The sequence below is a fragment of the Acidovorax sp. genome, from assembly GCF_016783915.1.
Classification (GTDB): domain Bacteria; phylum Pseudomonadota; class Gammaproteobacteria; order Burkholderiales; family Burkholderiaceae_C; genus Acidovorax.
On the sequence record NZ_JADHVT010000091.1, the window covers coordinates 1 to 18894 of the forward strand.

Below are 18894 nucleotides of genomic sequence, written 5' to 3' on the forward strand. Positions count from 1 at the left end.
GAAGGCGGCCGCCACACTCCTTTCTTCAACAACTACCGTCCTCAGTTCTATTTCCGCACGACCGACGTGACTGGTGCTATCGAGCTGCCAGCCGACAAGGAAATGGTCATGCCTGGTGACAACGTGTCGATCACTGTCAAGCTGATCAACCCCATCGCCATGGAAGAAGGTCTGCGCTTCGCTATCCGCGAAGGTGGCCGTACTGTGGGCGCTGGCGTCGTGGCCAAGATCATTGCTTAATTAAGCAAGGTATACAGGGGTATAGCTCAATTGGCAGAGCGTCGGTCTCCAAAACCGAAGGTTGTAGGTTCGATTCCTACTGCCCCTGCCACTTGAATGTGGCCCCCAACAAGCCCGCCAGACCCTGGCGGGCTTCGGTGTCTTAGGTGGCGCCGTGAATCGGAAGCAGGAAATACTCAAAGATGGCCACTTCACAGGTTGAAACTGTCAATACAGGCGCAGACAAGGCCAAGCTCGCAGCGGTGGTGGCGTTGGTCATTGCCTCAGTTGCGGGCTTTTATTTGTTGAGCAAGCAGGGCGCTGTCGTGCAGTGGGCGGCGTTGATCGTCGGGCTGATTGCGGCTGCGGCGGTCTTTCTGGTGTCGGAATCTGGGCGCCAGTTCGTCGCATTTGCCAAAGACGCATGGCGCGAAGTGAAAAAGGTGGTCTGGCCCACGCGCAAGGAGACCTTGCAGATGACGGCCTATGTGTTCGCCTTTGTGGTGATCATGGCGCTTTTTCTGTGGTTCACGGACAAGACGCTGGAGTGGGTCTTGTACGACTTGATTTTGGGTTGGAGAAAGTCATGATGACCGCTGCGGAAATCACGGGAGCACAAGCTCCTGCAGGCGCTCCTGCCTCGGCCAATCCAGATCTGCGCTGGTACATTGTCCATGCCTATTCGGGCATGGAAAAAGCGGTAGAGCGCAACATCCAGGAGCGCATCGGCCGCTCTGGCATGCAAGACAAATTTGGTCGCATCTTGGTGCCGACCGAAGAAGTCGTCGAAATGAAAAACGGCCAACGCAAGACGACGGAGCGTCGCTTGTTTCCGGGCTACGTGTTCGTTGAGATGGTGATGGATGACGATACCTGGCACTTGGTGAAGCACACCAACAAGGTAACTGGTTTTGTCGGGGGCGCCAAGAACCGTCCGGCGCCCATCTCGGAAGACGAAGTGCAAAAGATCGTCAGCCAGATGCAGGAGGGCACTGACAAGCCTCGCCACAAGATCGAGTTCATGGTGGGCGAGTTGGTGCGCGTCAAGGAAGGTCCTTTCACGGACTTCAACGGCTCCGTCGAAGAAGTCAATTACGAAAAGAGCCGCGTGCGCGTCTCCGTGATGATTTTCGGCCGCTCGACCCCTGTGGAGCTCGAGTTCGGACAAGTCGAAAAGACATAAGCCTGTCGATCACAAGCCTGACCTGCTTCGGTGGTCATGGCAATGGTTTTGGATGCCGCACTTTTCGACTCGGTGCGGACGTCGTCTCGGTGAGTCGTTAACCCGGGGAGCTGGTGGTTGCATGGTGCAACACAGGCGTTTTGACCCGTCAGGAGTAAAGCATGGCGAAAAAAATCGTCGGTTTTATCAAGCTGCAAGTTCCAGCTGGTAAGGCCAATCCATCCCCACCCATTGGCCCAGCACTGGGTCAGCGTGGTCTCAACATCATGGAGTTCTGCAAGGCATTCAATGCGCAGACCCAAGGTGTAGAGCCAGGTCTGCCGTTGCCCGTGGTCATCACGGCGTTCGCAGACAAGAGCTTTACCTTCATCATCAAGACGCCGCCTGCGACGACTCTGATCAAGAAGGCCATCAAGCTCGAAAAGGGTTCTTCCAATGCCCTGAAGACCAAGGTTGGCAAGATCACGCGCGAACAGCTCGAAGAGATCGCCAAGACCAAGATGAAGGACATGAACGCTGCTAACGTTGACGCTGCTGTCCGTACGCTGGCTGGTTCCGCACGCTCGATGGGCGTGACGGTGGAGGGTTTGTAAATGGCCAAGTTGACGAAAAAGCAAAAGGCCCTGCAGGGCAAGGTTGACAGCACCAAGCTGTACGCTTTTGCAGATGCAGTGGCGCTCGTGAAAGAAGCCGCTACGGCCAAGTTCGATGAATCCATCGACGTGGCGGTGCAACTGGGCATCGATGCCAAGAAGTCGGACCAAGTGGTGCGTGGCGCCGTGGTGCTGCCCAATGGCACTGGCAAAACGACCCGCGTGGCGGTGTTTGCACAAGGCGCCAAGGCAGAAGAAGCCAAGGCTGCGGGTGCTGATATCGTTGGCATGGACGACCTGGCTGCCATGGTCAAGGCCGGCGACATGCCTTTCGACGTGGTGATCGCTGCCCCTGACGCCATGCGCGTTGTGGGTACCCTGGGCCAGATTCTGGGTCCTCGTGGTCTGATGCCTAACCCCAAGGTTGGCACCGTGACTCCTGACGTTGCCACGGCTGTGAAGAACGCCAAGGCTGGTCAGGTGCAGTTCCGTGTGGACAAGGCCGGTATCGTGCACAGCACCATTGGCCGCCGTTCGTTCGACAACGAAAAGCTGCAAGGCAACCTTGCTGCGCTGATCGACGCACTGAACAAGGCCAAGCCAGCTTCGAGCAAGGGTCTGTACCTGCGCAAGGTCGCTGTGTCCTCCACGATGGGCGTTGGCGTCCGCGTGGATACGCAATCCATCGCAGCGTAATTGCGATAAGAAATCTTCGGGCCTTTCAAGGGCCTGATGTGGTGGGCTGTAGGTGGTGCAATACCTGCCTGCAGGCCATCCAAGACCGTTGGTGTGCGGTTCACCGCACTTAATCCCCTTGTGGGGCCAACGCAGATGGCGATCCCGCTGCAGGTGGAATTCGTTCCGAAACAGTTGGTCGCTGCAACAAGAGCGCGCAGAAGGGTGCAAACCTGAATGCGCAATTTAAGGAGTAGACCTTGAGTCTTAATCGCAGTGAGAAAGAAGCGGTCATCAGTGAAGTGACCAGCCTCGCCGCTAAAGCTCAAACGCTTGTGATCGCGGAATACCGTGGCATCACGGTCGCCGACATGACCAAACTGCGCGTTGATGCACGCAGCAAGGGTGTGAGCCTGAGTGTTCTGAAGAACACCCTGGCCCGCCGTGCTGTGGCAGGCAGCCAGTTTGACGTGGTGGCTGACCAGATGACTGGTCCCCTGATCTATGGCTTCTCCGAAGACGCCGTGGCCGCCGCGAAAGTGGTGGCTGACTTTGCGAAGACCAACGACAAGTTGGTGATTCGCGGTGGCGCTTTCGGTGGTAAAGCCCTGGACGTCAACGGCGTGAAGCAACTGGCCAACATTCCTTCCAAGGAAGTTCTGCTGGCTCAGATTTGTGGCTTGCTTATGTCCCCCATGTCGCGTACGGCCGTTGTGCTGGGCGCACTGGCGGCGAAAAAAGGCGAAGGCGCAGCCGCACCGGCCGCCGAACCTGCAGCAGCTTGATAGCTGGGCAGTCAACCAACACAATTGTTAGGAAATCAAAATGGCATTCGATAAAGACGCATTTTTGACCGCGCTGGACAGCATGACGGTTCTGGAACTCAATGACCTGGTGAAGGCCATTGAAGAGAAGTTTGGCGTGAGCGCTGCAGCCATGGCTGCTCCTGCTGCCGCTGGTGGTGGCGCTGGCGCCGCTGCTGCCGAAGAAAAGACGGAATTCAACGTGGTGCTGACCGAAGCCGGCGCCAACAAGGTGTCCGTCATCAAGGCAGTGCGCGAAATCACCGGTCTGGGCCTCAAGGAAGCCAAGGATCTGGTGGACGGCGCTCCCAAGAACGTCAAGGAAGGCATTGCCAAGGCCGACGCCGAAGCCGCCGTCAAGAAGCTGGTGGAAGCCGGCGCCAAGGCCGAACTCAAGTAATTCGGTCTTGCTCAAGGGCTGGAGTGCTCCTCAAAGGGCCTCCAGCCTTTGGTGCTTTCAGAGAGCACCCGTAAGCCCCGTTAGCAACGAGGCTTTCGAGTGTCTTCTGACAACCCCGACAGCAGAAGACGCCTTGGTTCGGGTGATGTGCAACGCATCACCGTCCGCCATGGTTGGTAGTGGCCAACCGCCAAGCCCGTAAGGACCACGCTCCTTGCGGGTCAGTCGTCGAAGACCCAGGACTCATGTCTTTGCCCGGAGATCTCATGGCCTATTCCTACACCGAACGCAAGCGAATTCGCAAAAGTTTCGGCACCCGCGATAGCGTGCTCGAAGTTCCTTATCTGCTGCAGATGCAGAAGGACGCATACACCGCTTTCCTGCAGGCAGATACAGCACCCCAGAAAAGAACCATCGAAGGCCTTCAGGCTGCATTCGACGCTGCCTTCCCCATCGTCTCCCACAACGGTTTCGTGGAGATGAAATTCATTGAGTACAACCTGGCAAAGCCCGCGTTTGACGTGCGTGAATGCCAGACCCGTGGACTCACATTCGCCTCGGCAGTACGCGCCAAGGTGCAACTGATCATCTATGACCGCGAGTCCTCGACGTCGCAGTCCAAGGTGGTCAAGGAAGTGAAGGAGCAAGAGGTCTACATGGGTGAAGTGCCCCTGATGACCGACAAGGGCTCGTTCATCATCAATGGTACTGAGCGTGTGATCGTGTCGCAGCTGCACCGTTCACCAGGCGTGTTTTTCGAGCATGACAAGGGCAAGACCCACAGCTCGGGCAAGCTGCTGTTCTCGGCACGGATCATCCCGTACCGTGGTTCGTGGCTCGACTTCGAATTCGACCCCAAGGACATCCTGTACTTCCGCGTGGACCGTCGCCGCAAGATGCCGGTCACGATCCTGCTCAAGGCCATCGGCTTGAACCCTGAGTCCATCCTGGCGAACTTCTTCGTCAACGATAACTTCCGCCTGATGGACAGCGGCGCGCAGATGGAGTTTGTCTCCGAACGCCTGCGTGGCGAAGTGGCCCGTTTCGACATCACTGACAAGTCTGGCAAGGTGGTCGTGGCCAAGGACAAGCGCGTCACAGCCCGTCACACCCGTGAACTGGAACAATCTGGCACCACACACATCAGCGTGCCCGAAGACTTCCTGGTTGGCCGCGTGGTCGCCCGCAACATTGTGGACGCTGACACAGGCGAAATCATCGCCAAGGCCAATGAGGAACTGACCGAAGCGCTTCTCAAGAAGCTGCGTTCTGCCGGCGTGCAAGACCTGCAGGTCATCTACACGAACGAACTGGATCAGGGCGCCTACATTTCGCAGACCCTGCGCATCGATGAAACGGTGGATGAGTTCGCTGCCCGTGTGGCCATCTACCGCATGATGCGCCCCGGCGAGCCGCCGACCGAAGACGCCGTGCAGGCCCTTTTCCAGCGCCTGTTCTACAACCCTGACACCTACGACCTGTCGCGCGTGGGCCGCATGAAGTTCAACGCCAAGATCGGCCGCGACGAATCCACCGGCCCCATGGTGCTGTCCAACGAGGACATCCTGGCTGTGGTCAAGATTCTGGTGGACCTGCGCAACGGCAACGGCGAAGTCGATGACATCGATCACCTGGGCAACCGCCGCGTGCGTTGCGTGGGCGAACTGGCCGAAAACCAGTACCGCACCGGCCTAGCCCGTATCGAAAAGGCTGTGAAGGAACGTCTGGGGCAGGCCGAGCAAGAGCCTCTGATGCCCCATGATCTGATCAACAGCAAGCCGATTTCGGCCGCCTTGAAGGAATTCTTCGGCGCTTCGCAGCTGTCGCAGTTCATGGACCAGACCAACCCGCTGGCCGAAATCACGCACAAGCGCCGTGTGTCCGCTCTGGGCCCAGGCGGTTTGACCCGTGAGCGCGCAGGCTTTGAAGTGCGTGACGTGCACGTGACCCATTACGGCCGCGTCTGCCCTATCGAAACGCCTGAAGGTCCGAACATCGGTCTGATCAACTCGCTGGCCCTGTACGCCCGCCTGAACGAGTACGGTTTCATTGAAACCCCGTACCGTCGTGTGGTCGACGGCAAGGTGACCAACGATATTGACTACCTGTCGGCGATCGAAGAAGGCAAGTATGTGATTGCGCAGGCCAATGCGCAGCTCGACAAGGACGGGCGCCTGACGGGCGAACTGGTCTCCGCCCGTGAAAAGGGTGAGTCGATTCTGTGCGGCGCAGACCGCGTGCAGTACATGGACGTTTCGCCTGCGCAGATCGTGTCGGTGGCTGCCTCGCTGGTGCCATTCCTGGAGCACGACGATGCGAACCGCGCGTTGATGGGCGCCAACATGTCGCGCCAGGCCGTGCCTGTGCTGCGCCCTGAAAAGCCCCTCGTCGGTACGGGCATTGAACGTGTGGCCGCTGTGGATTCGGGCACCGTCGTGACCGCCACACGTGGTGGTATCGTGGATTACGTCGATGCCACCCGTATCGTGGTCCGCGTGAACGACGACGAAGCCGTGGCCGGTGAAGTGGGTGTGGACATCTACAACCTCATCAAGTACCAGCGTTCCAACCAGAACACCAACATCCACCAGCGTCCTATCGTCAAGAAGGGTGACAAGCTGGTCAAGGGTGACGTCGTGGCCGACGGTGCATCGACGGACTTTGGCGAAATCGCCATCGGCCAGAACATGCTGATCGCGTTCATGCCCTGGAACGGATACAACTTCGAAGACTCGATCCTGATCTCCGAACGCGTGGTGTCCGAAGACCGCTACACCTCGATCCACATCGAAGAGTTGGTCGTGATGGCTCGCGACACGAAGCTGGGTGCAGAAGAAATCACACGCGACATTCCGAACTTGTCGGAACAGCAACTGAACCGTCTGGACGAGTCCGGCATCATCTACGTGGGCGCCGAAGTGCAACCCGGCGACACGCTGGTCGGCAAGGTCACGCCCAAGGGCGAAACCACCCTCACGCCTGAAGAGAAGCTGCTGCGCGCCATCTTCGGCGAGAAGGCTTCCGACGTGAAGGACACGTCGCTGCGCGTGGACCAGGGTTCGTCGGGCACGGTGATCGACGTGCAGGTGTTCACACGTGAAGGCATCCAGCGTGACAAGCGCGCCCAGCAGATCATCGACGATGAACTCAAGCGCTTCCGTCTGGACCTGAACGACCAGCTGCGCATTGTGGAGGCCGACGCCTTTGATCGTATCGAGAAGCTGCTGACCGGCCGCGTGGCCAACGGCGGCCCACAGAAGCTCGCCAAGGGCACGAAGATCGACAAGGCCTATCTGGCTTCCGTCGAGAAGTTCCACTGGTTCGACATCCGCCCTGCGGAAGACGAAGTCGCCACCCAGCTCGAATCCATCAAGAACGCGCTGGAGCAAACGCGCCACAGCTTCGACCTAGCCTTTGAAGAAAAGCGCAAGAAGCTCACGCAAGGCGACGAGCTGCCAGCTGGCGTGCTTAAGATGGTCAAGGTGTACCTTGCCGTCAAGCGCCGTCTGCAGCCTGGTGACAAAATGGCCGGCCGCCACGGTAACAAGGGTGTGGTGTCCAAGATCGTTCCGGTCGAGGACATGCCCTACATGGCCGACGGCACGCCTGCCGACATCGTTCTGAACCCGCTGGGCGTGCCCTCGCGGATGAACATCGGTCAGGTGCTGGAAGTCCACCTGGGCTGGGCCGGCAAGGGCATTGGTCAGCGCATTGGCAACATGCTCCAGGAGCAGGCCAAGGCGTCTGAACTGCGCACGTTCCTGGAAGAGGTGTACAACTCGCGCGGCCGCAAGGAAGACCTGTCGCAACTGAGCGACGACGACCTGATGGCCATGGCGGAAAATCTGACGAGCGGTGTGCCTTACGCCACCCCCGTGTTCGATGGTGCTTCGGAAGAAGAAATCAAGGACATGCTCAAGATCGCCTACCCAGACGACATCGCAGAGCGCAAGGGCCTGACACCGACCCGCACACAGGCTTATCTGTTTGATGGCCGCACGGGCGAGCGCTTTGAGCGCCCGACCACCATCGGCTACATGCACTACCTGAAGCTGCACCACTTGGTGGACGACAAGATGCATGCCCGCTCGACCGGTCCTTACTCGCTCGTCACGCAGCAGCCGCTGGGTGGTAAGGCGCAGTTTGGTGGCCAGCGTTTCGGGGAAATGGAAGTGTGGGCGCTGGAAGCTTACGGCGCCGCCTACGTGCTGCAGGAAATGCTGACCGTGAAGTCCGACGACGTGGTGGGCCGTACCAAGGTGTACGAATCCATCGTCAAGGGCGAACACGCCATCGAAGCCGGCATGCCGGAATCGTTCAACGTGCTGGTCAAGGAAATCCGTTCGCTGGGCCTGGACATCGAGCTGGAACGCTCCTAAGCAGAAAAGGAAAGAGTCACTATGAAATCGCTACTCGACCTGTTCAAGCAATTCACGCCGGACGAGCATTTCGATGCCATCCGTATCGGCATGGCTTCGCCCGAAAAGATCCGTTCGTGGTCTTTCGGCGAAGTGAAGAAGCCCGAAACCATCAACTACCGTACGTTCAAGCCCGAGCGTGACGGCCTGTTCTGCGCCAAGATTTTTGGTCCTATCAAGGACTACGAATGCCTGTGCGGCAAGTACAAGCGCCTCAAGCACCGCGGTGTGATCTGCGAGAAGTGCGGCGTTGAAGTCACGCAGACCAAGGTGCGCCGCGAGCGCATGGGCCACATCGACCTGGCCGCGCCTTGCGCCCACATCTGGTTCCTGAAGTCGCTGCCATCGCGTCTGGGTCTGGTGCTGGACATGACGCTGCGCGACATCGAACGCGTGCTGTACTTTGAAGCCTACGTGGTGACCGACCCCGGCATGACTCCGCTGAAGAAGTTCAGCATCATGTCCGAGGACGACTACGACGCAAAGCGCAAGGAATACGGCGACGAATTCATCGCCAAGATGGGCGCTGAAGGTATCAAGGACCTGCTCGAATCCATCGACATCGACCTGTCGATCGAACGCCTGCGTGGCGACTTGACCGGCTCCGAAGTCAAGGTCAAGAAGAACGCCAAGCGCCTGAAGGTGCTCGAAGCGTTCAAGAAGTCCGGTATCAAGCCCGAGTGGATGGTGCTGGAAGTGCTGCCCGTGCTGCCGCCGGACCTGCGTCCGCTGGTGCCTCTGGACGGCGGCCGCTTCGCGACCTCTGACCTGAACGACCTGTACCGCCGCGTTATCAACCGCAACAGCCGTCTGCGCCGTCTGCTGGAACTGAAGGCCCCTGAAATCATCGCCCGCAACGAAAAGCGGATGCTGCAAGAGGCCGTGGACTCGCTGCTGGACAACGGCCGCCGTGGCAAGGCCATGACGGGCGCCAACAAGCGTGCTCTGAAGTCGTTGGCCGACATGATCAAGGGTAAGTCGGGCCGTTTCCGTCAGAACTTGCTGGGCAAGCGCGTGGACTACTCCGGTCGTTCCGTGATTACCGTGGGCCCAACGCTCAAGCTGCACCAGTGCGGCCTGCCCAAGCTGATGGCTCTGGAGCTGTTCAAGCCTTTCATCTTCTCGCGCCTCGAAGCCATGGGCATCGCTACGACGATCAAGGCCGCCAAGAAGGAAGTCGAATCCGGCACCCCCGTGGTGTGGGACATCCTGGAAGAGGTCATCAAGGAACACCCCGTGATGCTGAACCGTGCGCCTACGCTGCACCGTTTGGGTATCCAGGCCTTTGAACCCATCCTGATCGAAGGCAAGGCCATCCAGCTGCACCCGCTTGTTTGCGCGGCCTTCAACGCCGACTTCGACGGTGACCAGATGGCTGTTCACGTCCCGCTGTCGGTGGAAGCGCAGATGGAAGCCCGCACGCTGATGCTGGCCTCCAACAACGTGCTATTCCCGGCTTCGGGCGAGCCCTCCATCGTTCCTTCGCAGGACGTGGTGCTGGGCCTGTACTACGCCACCCGCGACCGCATCAACGGCAAGGGCGAAGGCCTGGTGTTTGCCGACACCGGTGAAGTGCAACGCGCGCTGGATGCGGGCGAGGTCGAGCTGGCTGCCAAGATCACGGTGCGCATGACCGAGTGGACGAAGAACAAGGAAACGGGCGAGTTCGTGCCGTCGACTTCGCTCGTGGAAACCACTGCGGGCCGTGCGCTGCTGTCCGAAATTCTTCCCAAGGGCCTGCCGTTCAGCAACATGAACAAGGCGCTGAAGAAGAAGGAAATCTCCAAGCTCATCAACGTGAGCTTCCGCAAGTGCGGCCTGAAGGAAACCGTGGTGTTTGCAGACAAGCTGCTGCAAAACGGTTTCCGCCTGGCCACGCGCGCCGGTATCTCGATTGCCATTGACGACATGCTGGTGCCGCCACAGAAGGCCGGCATCATCGAGCGCTCCGAGAAGGAAGTCAAAGAGATCGAGCAGCAGTACGTGTCCGGTCTGGTGACGTCTGGCGAGCGTTACAACAAGGTGGTGGACATCTGGGGCAAGGCCGGCGACGAAGTGTCCAAGGTAATGATGGCCCAGCTTTCCAAGCAGAAGGTCATGGACCGCCACGGCAAGGAAGTGGATCAGGAGTCGTTCAACTCCATCTACATGATGGCCGACTCCGGTGCCCGGGGCTCCGCTGCCCAGATCCGTCAGGTGGCCGGTATGCGGGGTCTGATGGCCAAGCCAGACGGCTCGATCATTGAAACGCCTATCACCGCGAACTTCCGAGAAGGTCTGAACGTGCTGGAGTACTTCATCTCCACCCACGGTGCCCGTAAGGGTCTGGCCGACACGGCGCTGAAGACGGCGAACTCCGGGTACCTCACCCGCCGTCTGGTGGACGTGACGCAGGACCTGGTCGTGACCGAAGAGGATTGCGGCACGGCCAATGGTTCGCTGATGCGCGCCATCGTCGAAGGCGGTGAAGTGATCGAATCGCTGCGCGAGCGTATCCTGGGCCGCACTGCAGCTGAAGATGTGCTGCACCCCGAGAACCGCTCGGTGCTGGTCGAAGCCGGTGTGATGCTGGACGAAGACCTGATCGAAGAGCTGGAAGCGGCTGGCGTGGACGAAGTGAAGGTGCGCACGGCCCTGACCTGCGAAACCCGCTACGGCCTGTGCGCCAAGTGCTACGGCCGTGACCTGGGCCGCGGTGGCCTGATCAACCTCGGCGAAGCCGTGGGTGTGATCGCTGCCCAGTCCATCGGTGAGCCCGGCACGCAGCTGACCATGCGTACGTTCCACATCGGTGGTGCCGCTTCGCGTGCTGCCATCGCGTCGAGCGTGGAAGCCAAGTCCAACGGCGTGATCGGCTTCAATGCCACGATGCGCTACGTGAGCAACACCAAGGGCGAGCTGGTGGTGATTGCACGTTCGGGTGAGATCATCATCCAGGACGAGCATGGCCGCGAGCGCGAGCGCCACAAGGTGCCTTACGGCGCCACGCTGACGGTGAAGGCCGACCAGCAGATCAAGGCCGGCACGATCCTGGCCAACTGGGATCCGCTGACGCGACCCATCATCACCGAGTTCGCCGGTCAGACCAAGTTCGAGAACGTCGAAGAAGGCCTGACGGTGGCCAAGCAGGTAGATGAAGTGACCGGTCTGTCCACGCTGGTGGTGATCGATCCGAAGCGCCGTGGTGCTGCCAAGGTGGTGCGTCCACAGGTGAAGCTGATCGACGCCCAGGGCAACGAAGTGAAGATCCCTGGTACCGACCACTCGGTGACCATCGGCTTCCAGGTCGGCGCTCTGATTCAGGTGCGTGACGGTCAGGACGTGGGCCCCGGCGAAGTGCTGGCGCGTATTCCGGTCGAAGGCCAGAAGACCCGCGACATTACCGGTGGTCTGCCCCGCGTGGCCGAACTGTTTGAAGCCCGTACTCCGAAGGACAAGGGCACGCTGGCCGAAATGACCGGTACCGTGTCGTTCGGCAAGGAAACCAAGGGCAAGGTCCGCTTGCAGATCACCGACCCTGAAGGCCGCGTGTTCGAAGAGCTTGTGCCCAAGGAAAAGAACATCCTGGTGCACGAAGGCCAAGTGGTCAACAAGGGCGAATCGATTGTGGACGGCCCAGCCGACCCGCAAGACATCCTGCGCCTGCTGGGTATCGAAGAGCTGTCGCGCTACATCGTGGACGAAGTGCAGGACGTGTATCGCTTGCAAGGCGTGAAGATCAATGACAAGCACATTGAAGTGATCGTTCGCCAGATGCTGCGCCGTGTGGTGGTCGAGAACATCGGTGAGTCCAACTACATCAGCGGTGAACAGGTCGAGCGCTCCGAGATCCTGAACACCAACGAGGCACTGCAAGCTGAGGGCAAGATCCCCGCGACCTACAGCAACCTGCTGCTGGGTATCACGAAGGCATCGCTGTCTACCGACTCGTTCATCTCGGCCGCTTCCTTCCAGGAAACGACCCGCGTGCTCACCGAGGCTGCCATCATGGGCAAGCGCGACGAGCTGCGTGGCCTGAAGGAAAACGTGATCGTGGGTCGCCTGATCCCTGCAGGTACGGGTCTGGCCTACCACCAGGCACGCAAGGCCAAGGACGCCATGGACGACGCCGAGCGCCGCGCCATCGCCGAAGCCGAAGCCGCCGAAATGGCAGCCCAGTCGGACGCCTCGGATGTGGACAGTGGCAGCGTCACTGCCACCGACGCAGCGGCAGACTGATAGAAAACAGCAAGGCCCATTCCCGGCCCTGCTGCGGTCGCCACAGCGCCCCCGTCCTGTCCCAGGCAGGCCGGGGGCGTTTTTGATGGACGCGTGTCTTTTCACCGCCCGTCGTTTGTTTCAACTTTCTGTTTTTCGGGCCGCGACGGGTGCAGCAGTATCCGCTCCGGCAACTGTGCATGCTGTGGTCGTCGCCCCTTTTCTGGATTGCTTTTGCCGTCTTTCTGTTCTGGGCCCTGGGGGCCTACAACCGTCTGATGCGCTTGCGTTCGGCCGTTGTTCAGTCGTTCGGCAGTTTTGATGCGCACATGGTGCGGCTGGTGGCGTTGCTCGGCGAGTTCGGGGCAGCGCAGACGGTACAGCGCGGCAGCCTGCTGGCCGACGGGGGCGCGCAAGAGCTGGCCGCGCTGCAGGGCGCAGTGACCCAATTCAGCGCCTCTTTGGCCGTGGCACGCGCCCGCCCGCTGCAGGATGACGCGGTGGCTGCATTGACGGCCGCCCGGGAAGTGCTTCGCGCTACCTGGGCCACCGCCTTGCAAAAGTTGGTGGACGACCCTGCGCAGCCGGTAGCGCTGGCTTCCGCGGGCGACCCTGGCGTCGTCCCCGGGTCTTCGCCCGTGGTGTTGTTGTCCGTGTGGCAGGTTCGCTGGGAGGAACACGCCGTCCAGAACGAGCAAGCGATTCGGGTGTTCAATGAGGCCGTGGTGCAGTACAACAGTGCCATTGCCCAGTTTCCGGCCAGCCTGCTGGCCTGGGTGTTCGGGTTCAAGGCGGCACGCGCGCTGTAACCCGTTTTCAGGATCACGATGACTCCACCTCCCCACAACCGCCCTCGTCGCACCGGTGACCATGCGCAGCGCCCCGCGCGCGCAGGCTCCGGCCAGCAGTCTCCGCGGGCGAGTTCTGCTGCGGTCCCATCCGACGGGGCGACCTCGCCGAGTACCACACCTGTTCCTCTGTGGCGGTTGCTGACAGCAGTGGCTGGCGCCTTGCAGGCGATTCGCGGAGGGCAGTCCGGCACGACAGCGCTGGCGGCCGTAGAGACCGCGTTGCGCCCCGGCGTGCAGGCTTTGCTGTTCCAGGTGCTGCGGCAGGCTGGGCGGGCCGAGGCCTTGCGCCGCCAGCTGGCCGCCCGCGCCCCAGCTCCTGCCGCCGATGCCCTGCTGTGCAGTGCATTGGCGCTGTGCTGGGATCCGCACGCATCGCCCTACGAACCTTTTACCCTGGTGAACCAGGCGGTGGAGGCGGCCAAGCACCACCCAGCCACACGCGCGCAAGCTTCGTTCATCAATGGTTGCCTGCGCCGCTTTTTGCGAGAGCGGGACGCTCTGGTGGCGGCCACCGACAACGATCCAGTGGCGCGCTGGAACCATCCACACTGGTGGATTCAGCGCCTGCGCAAGGACCATCCCCAGCACTGGGAGGAGATCCTGCACGCCAACAATGCCCACGCACCCATGGTGTTGCGGGTCAATGAACAAAAATGCCCGGTAGCGCAGTATTTGCTTGCCTTGAGTGCTATTGGTTTAGGAGCGGAAGCGGTGGGGCAGCACGGGGTCGCGCTACGCCAAGCCGTGCCCGTGCAGTCGCTGCCTCACTTTGCCGAGGGCTGGGTGTCGGTGCAGGACGCTGCTGCGCAACAGGCGGCCCCTTTGCTACTGCAAGGGCTGGACCTGATCCATCCCTTGCGCGTGCTCGACGCCTGTGCTGCCCCCGGTGGCAAGACCGCGCACTTGCTGGAGATGGCCGGCCCGCAGGCTCCCCTGCAGGTCACGGCGCTGGAGATCGATGCCTCGCGCAGCGCCCGCATTGGCGAAACCCTGCAGCGCCTGGGGCTGACGGCCCAGGTCCTTGTGGCCGATGCCGCACGCCCGCAAGACTGGTGGCAGTCGCAGTGTGGCGGTGCGTTGTTCGACGCCATCTTGCTCGACGCACCGTGCACAGCGTCGGGCATCGTGCGGCGCCACCCGGACGTGCGCTGGCTGCGCCGGGAGTCTGATATCGCCCAGCTGGCTGTCCTGCAGGCAGCCCTGCTCAAGGCCCTGTGGCCGCTGCTGCGTCCCGGCGGACGCCTGCTGTATTGCACTTGCTCCGTGTTTCGGGCAGAGGGCGATGAGCAGGTGCAAACGTTTCTTGCACACAACACCGATGCGCAATTGCTGCCGTCGCCGGGTCATTTAATTCCCGGCAACGCGGACAAGGGCGGGGCTGTCCCGGACAATCTGAACGGTGATCACGACGGCTTTTTTTACGCACTGTTGCAAAAATCGGCGCAATGAGCCCCGTGGGGGGCGCTGGTTGCTGGTGTGTGCGTGGTTTGCACTGTTTTGTGGGGTGCTTCTCTGTCTGGGGCCGCAGGTAGCGGCAGCGCAGACAGCCTCCACCCAGGTGGGCGACCTGCGCCTGGACCGGGGTGATGACGGTCTGTACCTGAGTGCCACCCTGCAGTTTGAACTGCCCGAGCTGGCGGAGGATGCCTTGCAAAAAGGCATTCCCATGTTCTTCGTGGCCGATGCACAGGTACTGCGAGACCGCTGGTACTGGTCGGACCGGCAGGTGGCTGAAACCACCCGGTACTTCCGTCTGAGCTACCAGCCGCTCACCCGCCGGTGGCGACTGAACATCTCTTCGACGCCCTTCACCAACAGCGGCCTGGGGGTGGTTTTGGGGCAGAACTTCGATAGCTACGCCGATGCCCTGTCATCGATTCAGCGATTTTCCCGTTGGAAGATCGCTGAACGTGATGTGATCGAGTCTGATGCCGTACATACGGTGAATTTCCGCTTCCGCCTGGACATGTCGCAGCTGCCCAGGCCCTTCCAGATCGGCGCGGTCGGCCGGTCGGGCTGGAACCTGCTGGTGTCCCGCAGCCAGCGCCTCGGTGCAGGGCCTGCCAAGTGAGTTCCCGCCCCTCATCATCCGGCGTTTCGGCATCGACCCACGCTACAGCTCGTCAGTCCCGCGCGGTGCGCTGGGCCGTGGGCGTTGGCGCCGCCATCATGTCGGCCATCGGCATGGTGCTGCTGTTCCTGTTGACGCTGGCCACCAACAACCGGGTGCTGTACGAGCGCAACTACGCCTGGCTGTTTGGCGTCAACGTGTTTGTGGCGCTGCTGCTGCTCCTGGTGCTGGGCTGGGTGGCCGTGCGCCTGGGGCTGCGGCTGCGCCGGGGGCGTTTTGGCAGCCGCCTGCTGGTCAAGCTGGCCGCCATCTTTGCGCTGGTGGGGCTGATGCCGGGACTGCTGATCTATGTGGTGTCTTACCAGTTCGTCACGCGCTCCATCGAAAGCTGGTTTGACGTCAAGGTGGAGGGGGCGCTGTCTGCAGGCGTCAACCTCGCCCGTGTGTCGCTGGATTCGCTGGCCACGGATATGGCCGCCAAAACCCGCAATGCCAGTGCCCAGGTGGCCCAGGTGCCCGATGCCGCTGCAGGCCTGGTGCTGGAGCGGATCCGCGATCAGCTCGGCGCGACCGACGTGGTGCTCTGGAACGCGTCCGGCCAGGCGGTGGCCAGCGTGGGGCAGTCGCGGTTCAGCCTCAATCCGGAGCGACCAGGCGCTGCCTTGCTGCGCACTGCACGCCAGCAGCGCGCCACCGCGCAGATTGAAGGGCTGGACGACATTGCCGACCCCGCCGCCGCGCAGAATGCGCGGGTCAAGGTGCTGGCCTTGGTCAGCAGCCCCAGCGTGGGCCTGTTGATGGAGCCGCGCTACCTGCAAGCCACCTTGCCCCTGCCGCCTGCCCTGGTGGCCAACGCCATTGCGGTGCAGGAGGCCAACCGCGAATACCAGGAACGTGCGCTGGCGCGGGGCGGGCTGCGTCGCATGTATGTGGGCACGCTCACGCTGAGTCTGTTCCTCGCTGTGTTCGGTGCGGTGTTGCTGGCAGTGTTGTTGGGCAACCAGCTGGCGCGGCCGCTGCTGGTACTGGCCGAAGGGGTGCGCGAGGTGGCGGCTGGCAACCTGAGCCCCAAGGCCGCGCTGCAAAGCAAGGATGAGCTGGGGGGGCTGACGCGCTCGTTTGCACTCATGACGCAGCAATTGGCAGACGCGCGCCAGGCGGTGGAGCAGAGCATGGGTGAGGTCGATGCCTCCCGCGCCAACCTGCAGACCATTCTGGACAACCTCACGGCGGGCGTCATTGTGCTGGACGCACAGGGGCTGATCCGCTCGTCCAACCCGGGCGCCACCCGTATCCTGCGCGCGCCCATGGCCGCGTATGAGGGGCGGTCACTGTCTGACGTGCCCGGTCTTGCAGAGTTTGCCGCGTCGGTCCAGGGCCATTTCGATGCGTTTCTGGGTGACCATGAACGCCACGGCCTGGACCACTGGCAGCAGCCGTTTGAGCTGCATGCCTCATCCGGCGGAGCCGGGCAGCACGCCACCAGCCTGGTTGCCCGGGGCGCCGAGTTGCCCGACGCCACCCGACTGTTGGTTTTTGACGACATTTCGGAAATCGTTTCGGCCCAGCGCGCACAGGCCTGGGGCGAGGTGGCGCGCCGGCTGGCGCACGAAATCAAGAACCCGCTGACCCCCATCCAGCTCTCCGCCGAGCGGCTCGAAATGAAGCTGTCGGGCAAGCTGCCAGACCCTGAACAGGCCATCCTCGCCAAGTCCGTCAAAACCATCGTCGATCAGGTCGATGCCATGAAGCGGCTGGTCAACGAGTTCCGCGATTACGCGCGTTTGCCCGCAGCAGAATTGCACGCACTGGATCTCAACGCGCTGGTCGCCGACGTGCTCCATTTGTATGGTGCAGAAAATGCCACCGTGCCTGTAGAAGCCGAGCTGGACCCGCGCTGCCCCTGGATTGCGGGCGATGCCCAGCAGTTGCGCCAGGTCGTGCACAACCTGCTGCAGAACGCCCAGGACTCGACCGAGCAGGCCCGCGCCGGGGCCTCGGAGCCAGTGCCGCCGGTGCGCATCAGCACCCGCTGGAGCGAATCGTCACGCCGCGTGCGGCTCACCGTGTCGGACAGCGGCGGGGGCTTTCCGTCGCATATCCTGCAGCGCGCGTTCGAGCCCTACGTCACCACCAAGCCACGTGGCACTGGTCTGGGTTTGGCCGTGGTCAAAAAGATCGCAGATGAGCACGGCGCGCGCATAGAACTGTCCAACCGTACCGAAGACGGCGTGGTGCGCGGCGCCCAAGTGTCGTTATCATTCGCCCCTGAACCAGCGGTGGCGTCATAACAACACCGCCCCGCAGTACCCCCAAGGCACTTCAACACACATGGCAAACATTCTGGTGGTCGACGATGAGCTCGGCATTCGTGATCTGCTGTCGGAAATCCTGAACGACGAAGGTCACAGCGTAGACCTCGCAGAAAATGCGACCCAGGCCAGAGCCGCCCGGGCAGGCAACAGTTATGACCTGGTGCTGCTGGACATCTGGATGCCCGACACCGACGGCGTCTCGTTGCTCAAGGAGTGGGCCACTGCCGGTGTGCTGACCATGCCGGTCATCATGATGAGCGGCCACGCCACCATCGACACGGCGGTGGAAGCCACCCGCATCGGCGCCTTCTCGTTCCTCGAAAAGCCCATCACCCTCCAAAAGCTGCTCAAGGCTGTGGAGCAGGGCTTGGCCCGCAACGCCGCCCACCAGGCCGCGCCCGTGGCGGCCGTGGCTGCACCCGCTGCCGTCCCGGCCGATCCGACCTTCTCGCAGCTGCCAGCCGTCTCGGCGGTGATGGCAGGGGTTGACCCCGGCCCGCACGCCCACCAGGGTTTCGATCTGGACCGCCCCCTGCGCGAGGCGCGTGACGGCTTTGAGAAGGCCTACTTTGAGTTCCACCTGGCCCGCGAAGGCGGTTCCATGACCCGCGTGGCCGAAAAGACGGGTCTGGAGCGCACACACCTGTATCGCAAACTGCGCCAGCTGGGTGTGGATCTAGGGCGCGGCAAGCGCGGCTGATCAATTAATTTATGCCTTTTGCCGGAAGCGCTGATTTTTCTGGCTATAATTTGAGGCTCAGGCCCGGTAGCTCAGTCGGTAGAGCAGAGGATTGAAAATCCTTGTGTCGGTGGTTCGATTCCGCCCCAGGCCACCAGTGTTTATGCGCCCCAGCGCCCGAAAGGGTTCTGGGGCGTTTCTACATTTCGCCTTCGCTTTCTACAATCCCTTACTCAAAGAGGGATTTGGGATGGGCAAGATCATTGATCGTCATACAAAGCGCACGCGCGGCAAGGTTCAATCGAGGATCAACATTGACCGGTGGTTCTCGCTGGCCTCGCATGGGTCGCAGTGAGGTTGCCCCTGAAAAGTGGAGTTCTTAACCCTTGTTGAAAATACCGACAAGGAGTTGAGCAATGAGTGACAAGCAAGTGCGTGCGCAGTACACGCGGGAGTTCAAACTGGAGGCGGTTCGGCAGGTGCGAGCTGG

Annotated in this window: 13 protein-coding genes, 2 tRNA genes and 1 pseudogene; all 16 read left to right on the forward strand. The window is 61.4% G+C overall.

Annotated features, from left to right (window positions below; genetic code table 11):
- A pseudogene (locus ISS20_RS15930) lies at positions 1 to 240 on the forward strand (elongation factor Tu); the annotation flags it as partial.
- Positions 241 to 255: 15 nt separating this feature from the next.
- Positions 256 to 331, forward strand: a tRNA-Trp gene (locus tag ISS20_RS15935).
- Positions 332 to 422: 91 nt separating this feature from the next.
- Positions 423 to 809 (forward strand): preprotein translocase subunit SecE, encoded by a 387-nt coding sequence (gene secE, locus ISS20_RS15940; protein ID WP_291438000.1) that lies wholly within the window; start codon positions 423 to 425, stop codon positions 807 to 809.
- On the forward strand, positions 806 to 1402 hold the full coding sequence (gene nusG / locus ISS20_RS15945; protein WP_291438001.1) for a transcription termination/antitermination protein NusG: 597 nt from the start codon (positions 806 to 808) through the stop codon (positions 1400 to 1402). Before secE ends, nusG begins: the two co-directional genes overlap by 4 nt.
- A 161-nt stretch (positions 1403 to 1563) precedes the next feature.
- Positions 1564 to 1995, forward strand: a complete 432-nt coding sequence (rplK, locus tag ISS20_RS15950) for a 50S ribosomal protein L11 (RefSeq protein ID WP_008907082.1) — start codon at positions 1564 to 1566, stop codon at positions 1993 to 1995.
- Complete coding sequence (gene rplA, locus ISS20_RS15955) at positions 1996 to 2691, forward strand: 50S ribosomal protein L1 (RefSeq protein WP_056059944.1); 696 nt, start codon at positions 1996 to 1998, stop codon at positions 2689 to 2691.
- Positions 2692 to 2930: 239 nt separating this feature from the next.
- Positions 2931 to 3455, forward strand: a complete 525-nt coding sequence (gene rplJ, locus ISS20_RS15960) for a 50S ribosomal protein L10 (RefSeq protein ID WP_034695835.1) — start codon at positions 2931 to 2933, stop codon at positions 3453 to 3455.
- Positions 3456 to 3495: 40 nt separating this feature from the next.
- The gene (rplL, locus tag ISS20_RS15965; protein WP_008907085.1) at positions 3496 to 3873 is read left to right on the forward strand and encodes a 50S ribosomal protein L7/L12; all 378 of its coding nucleotides are present in this window, start codon (positions 3496 to 3498) and stop codon (positions 3871 to 3873) included.
- A gap of 266 nt (positions 3874 to 4139) precedes the next feature.
- Complete coding sequence (gene rpoB, locus ISS20_RS15970; RefSeq protein WP_291438002.1) at positions 4140 to 8252, forward strand: DNA-directed RNA polymerase subunit beta; 4113 nt, start codon at positions 4140 to 4142, stop codon at positions 8250 to 8252.
- 21 nt (positions 8253 to 8273) lie between these two features.
- Entirely contained in the window at positions 8274 to 12509 is a 4236-nt protein-coding gene (gene rpoC / locus ISS20_RS15975) for a DNA-directed RNA polymerase subunit beta' (RefSeq protein WP_291438003.1), read from the forward strand.
- A gap of 179 nt (positions 12510 to 12688) precedes the next feature.
- The gene (locus ISS20_RS15980) at positions 12689 to 13297 is read left to right on the forward strand and encodes a LemA family protein (protein WP_291438004.1); all 609 of its coding nucleotides are present in this window, start codon (positions 12689 to 12691) and stop codon (positions 13295 to 13297) included.
- A gap of 168 nt (positions 13298 to 13465) precedes the next feature.
- Complete coding sequence (rsmB, locus tag ISS20_RS15985; RefSeq protein ID WP_291438008.1) at positions 13466 to 14788, forward strand: 16S rRNA (cytosine(967)-C(5))-methyltransferase RsmB; 1323 nt, start codon at positions 13466 to 13468, stop codon at positions 14786 to 14788.
- 55 nt (positions 14789 to 14843) lie between these two features.
- The gene (locus tag ISS20_RS15990; RefSeq protein ID WP_291438005.1) at positions 14844 to 15410 is read left to right on the forward strand and encodes a DUF4390 domain-containing protein; all 567 of its coding nucleotides are present in this window, start codon (positions 14844 to 14846) and stop codon (positions 15408 to 15410) included.
- Positions 15407 to 17701: an ATP-binding protein gene (locus tag ISS20_RS15995; RefSeq protein WP_291438006.1), complete on the forward strand. Its 2295-nt coding sequence runs from the start codon at positions 15407 to 15409 to the stop codon at positions 17699 to 17701. The genes ISS20_RS15990 and ISS20_RS15995 overlap by 4 nt, the downstream gene beginning before the upstream one ends.
- Positions 17702 to 17741: 40 nt before the next feature.
- A complete protein-coding gene (locus ISS20_RS16000; RefSeq protein ID WP_291438007.1) occupies positions 17742 to 18425 on the forward strand; it encodes a response regulator in 684 nt (227 codons plus the stop codon).
- Between the two features lie 60 nt (positions 18426 to 18485).
- A tRNA-Phe gene (locus ISS20_RS16005) sits at positions 18486 to 18561 on the forward strand.
- Positions 18562 to 18894: the final 333 nt, after the last annotated feature.

Excerpts from the sequence above, each read along its gene's own strand:
- secE (WP_291438000.1), top strand. The coding sequence starts at position 423 with ATGGCCACTTCACAGGTTGAAACTGTCAATACAGGCGCAGACAAGGCC.
- rplL (WP_008907085.1), top strand. The coding sequence starts at position 3,496 with ATGGCATTCGATAAAGACGCATTTTTGACCGCGCTGGACAGCATGACG.
- ISS20_RS16000 (WP_291438007.1), top strand. The coding sequence starts at position 17,742 with ATGGCAAACATTCTGGTGGTCGACGATGAGCTCGGCATTCGTGATCTG.
- ISS20_RS15980 (WP_291438004.1), top strand. The coding sequence starts at position 12,689 with ATGCTGTGGTCGTCGCCCCTTTTCTGGATTGCTTTTGCCGTCTTTCTG.
- rpoC (WP_291438003.1), top strand. The coding sequence starts at position 8,274 with ATGAAATCGCTACTCGACCTGTTCAAGCAATTCACGCCGGACGAGCAT.
- nusG (WP_291438001.1), top strand. The coding sequence starts at position 806 with ATGATGACCGCTGCGGAAATCACGGGAGCACAAGCTCCTGCAGGCGCT.
- rplK (WP_008907082.1), top strand. The coding sequence starts at position 1,564 with ATGGCGAAAAAAATCGTCGGTTTTATCAAGCTGCAAGTTCCAGCTGGT.
- rplA (WP_056059944.1), top strand. The coding sequence starts at position 1,996 with ATGGCCAAGTTGACGAAAAAGCAAAAGGCCCTGCAGGGCAAGGTTGAC.
- rpoB (WP_291438002.1), top strand. The coding sequence starts at position 4,140 with ATGGCCTATTCCTACACCGAACGCAAGCGAATTCGCAAAAGTTTCGGC.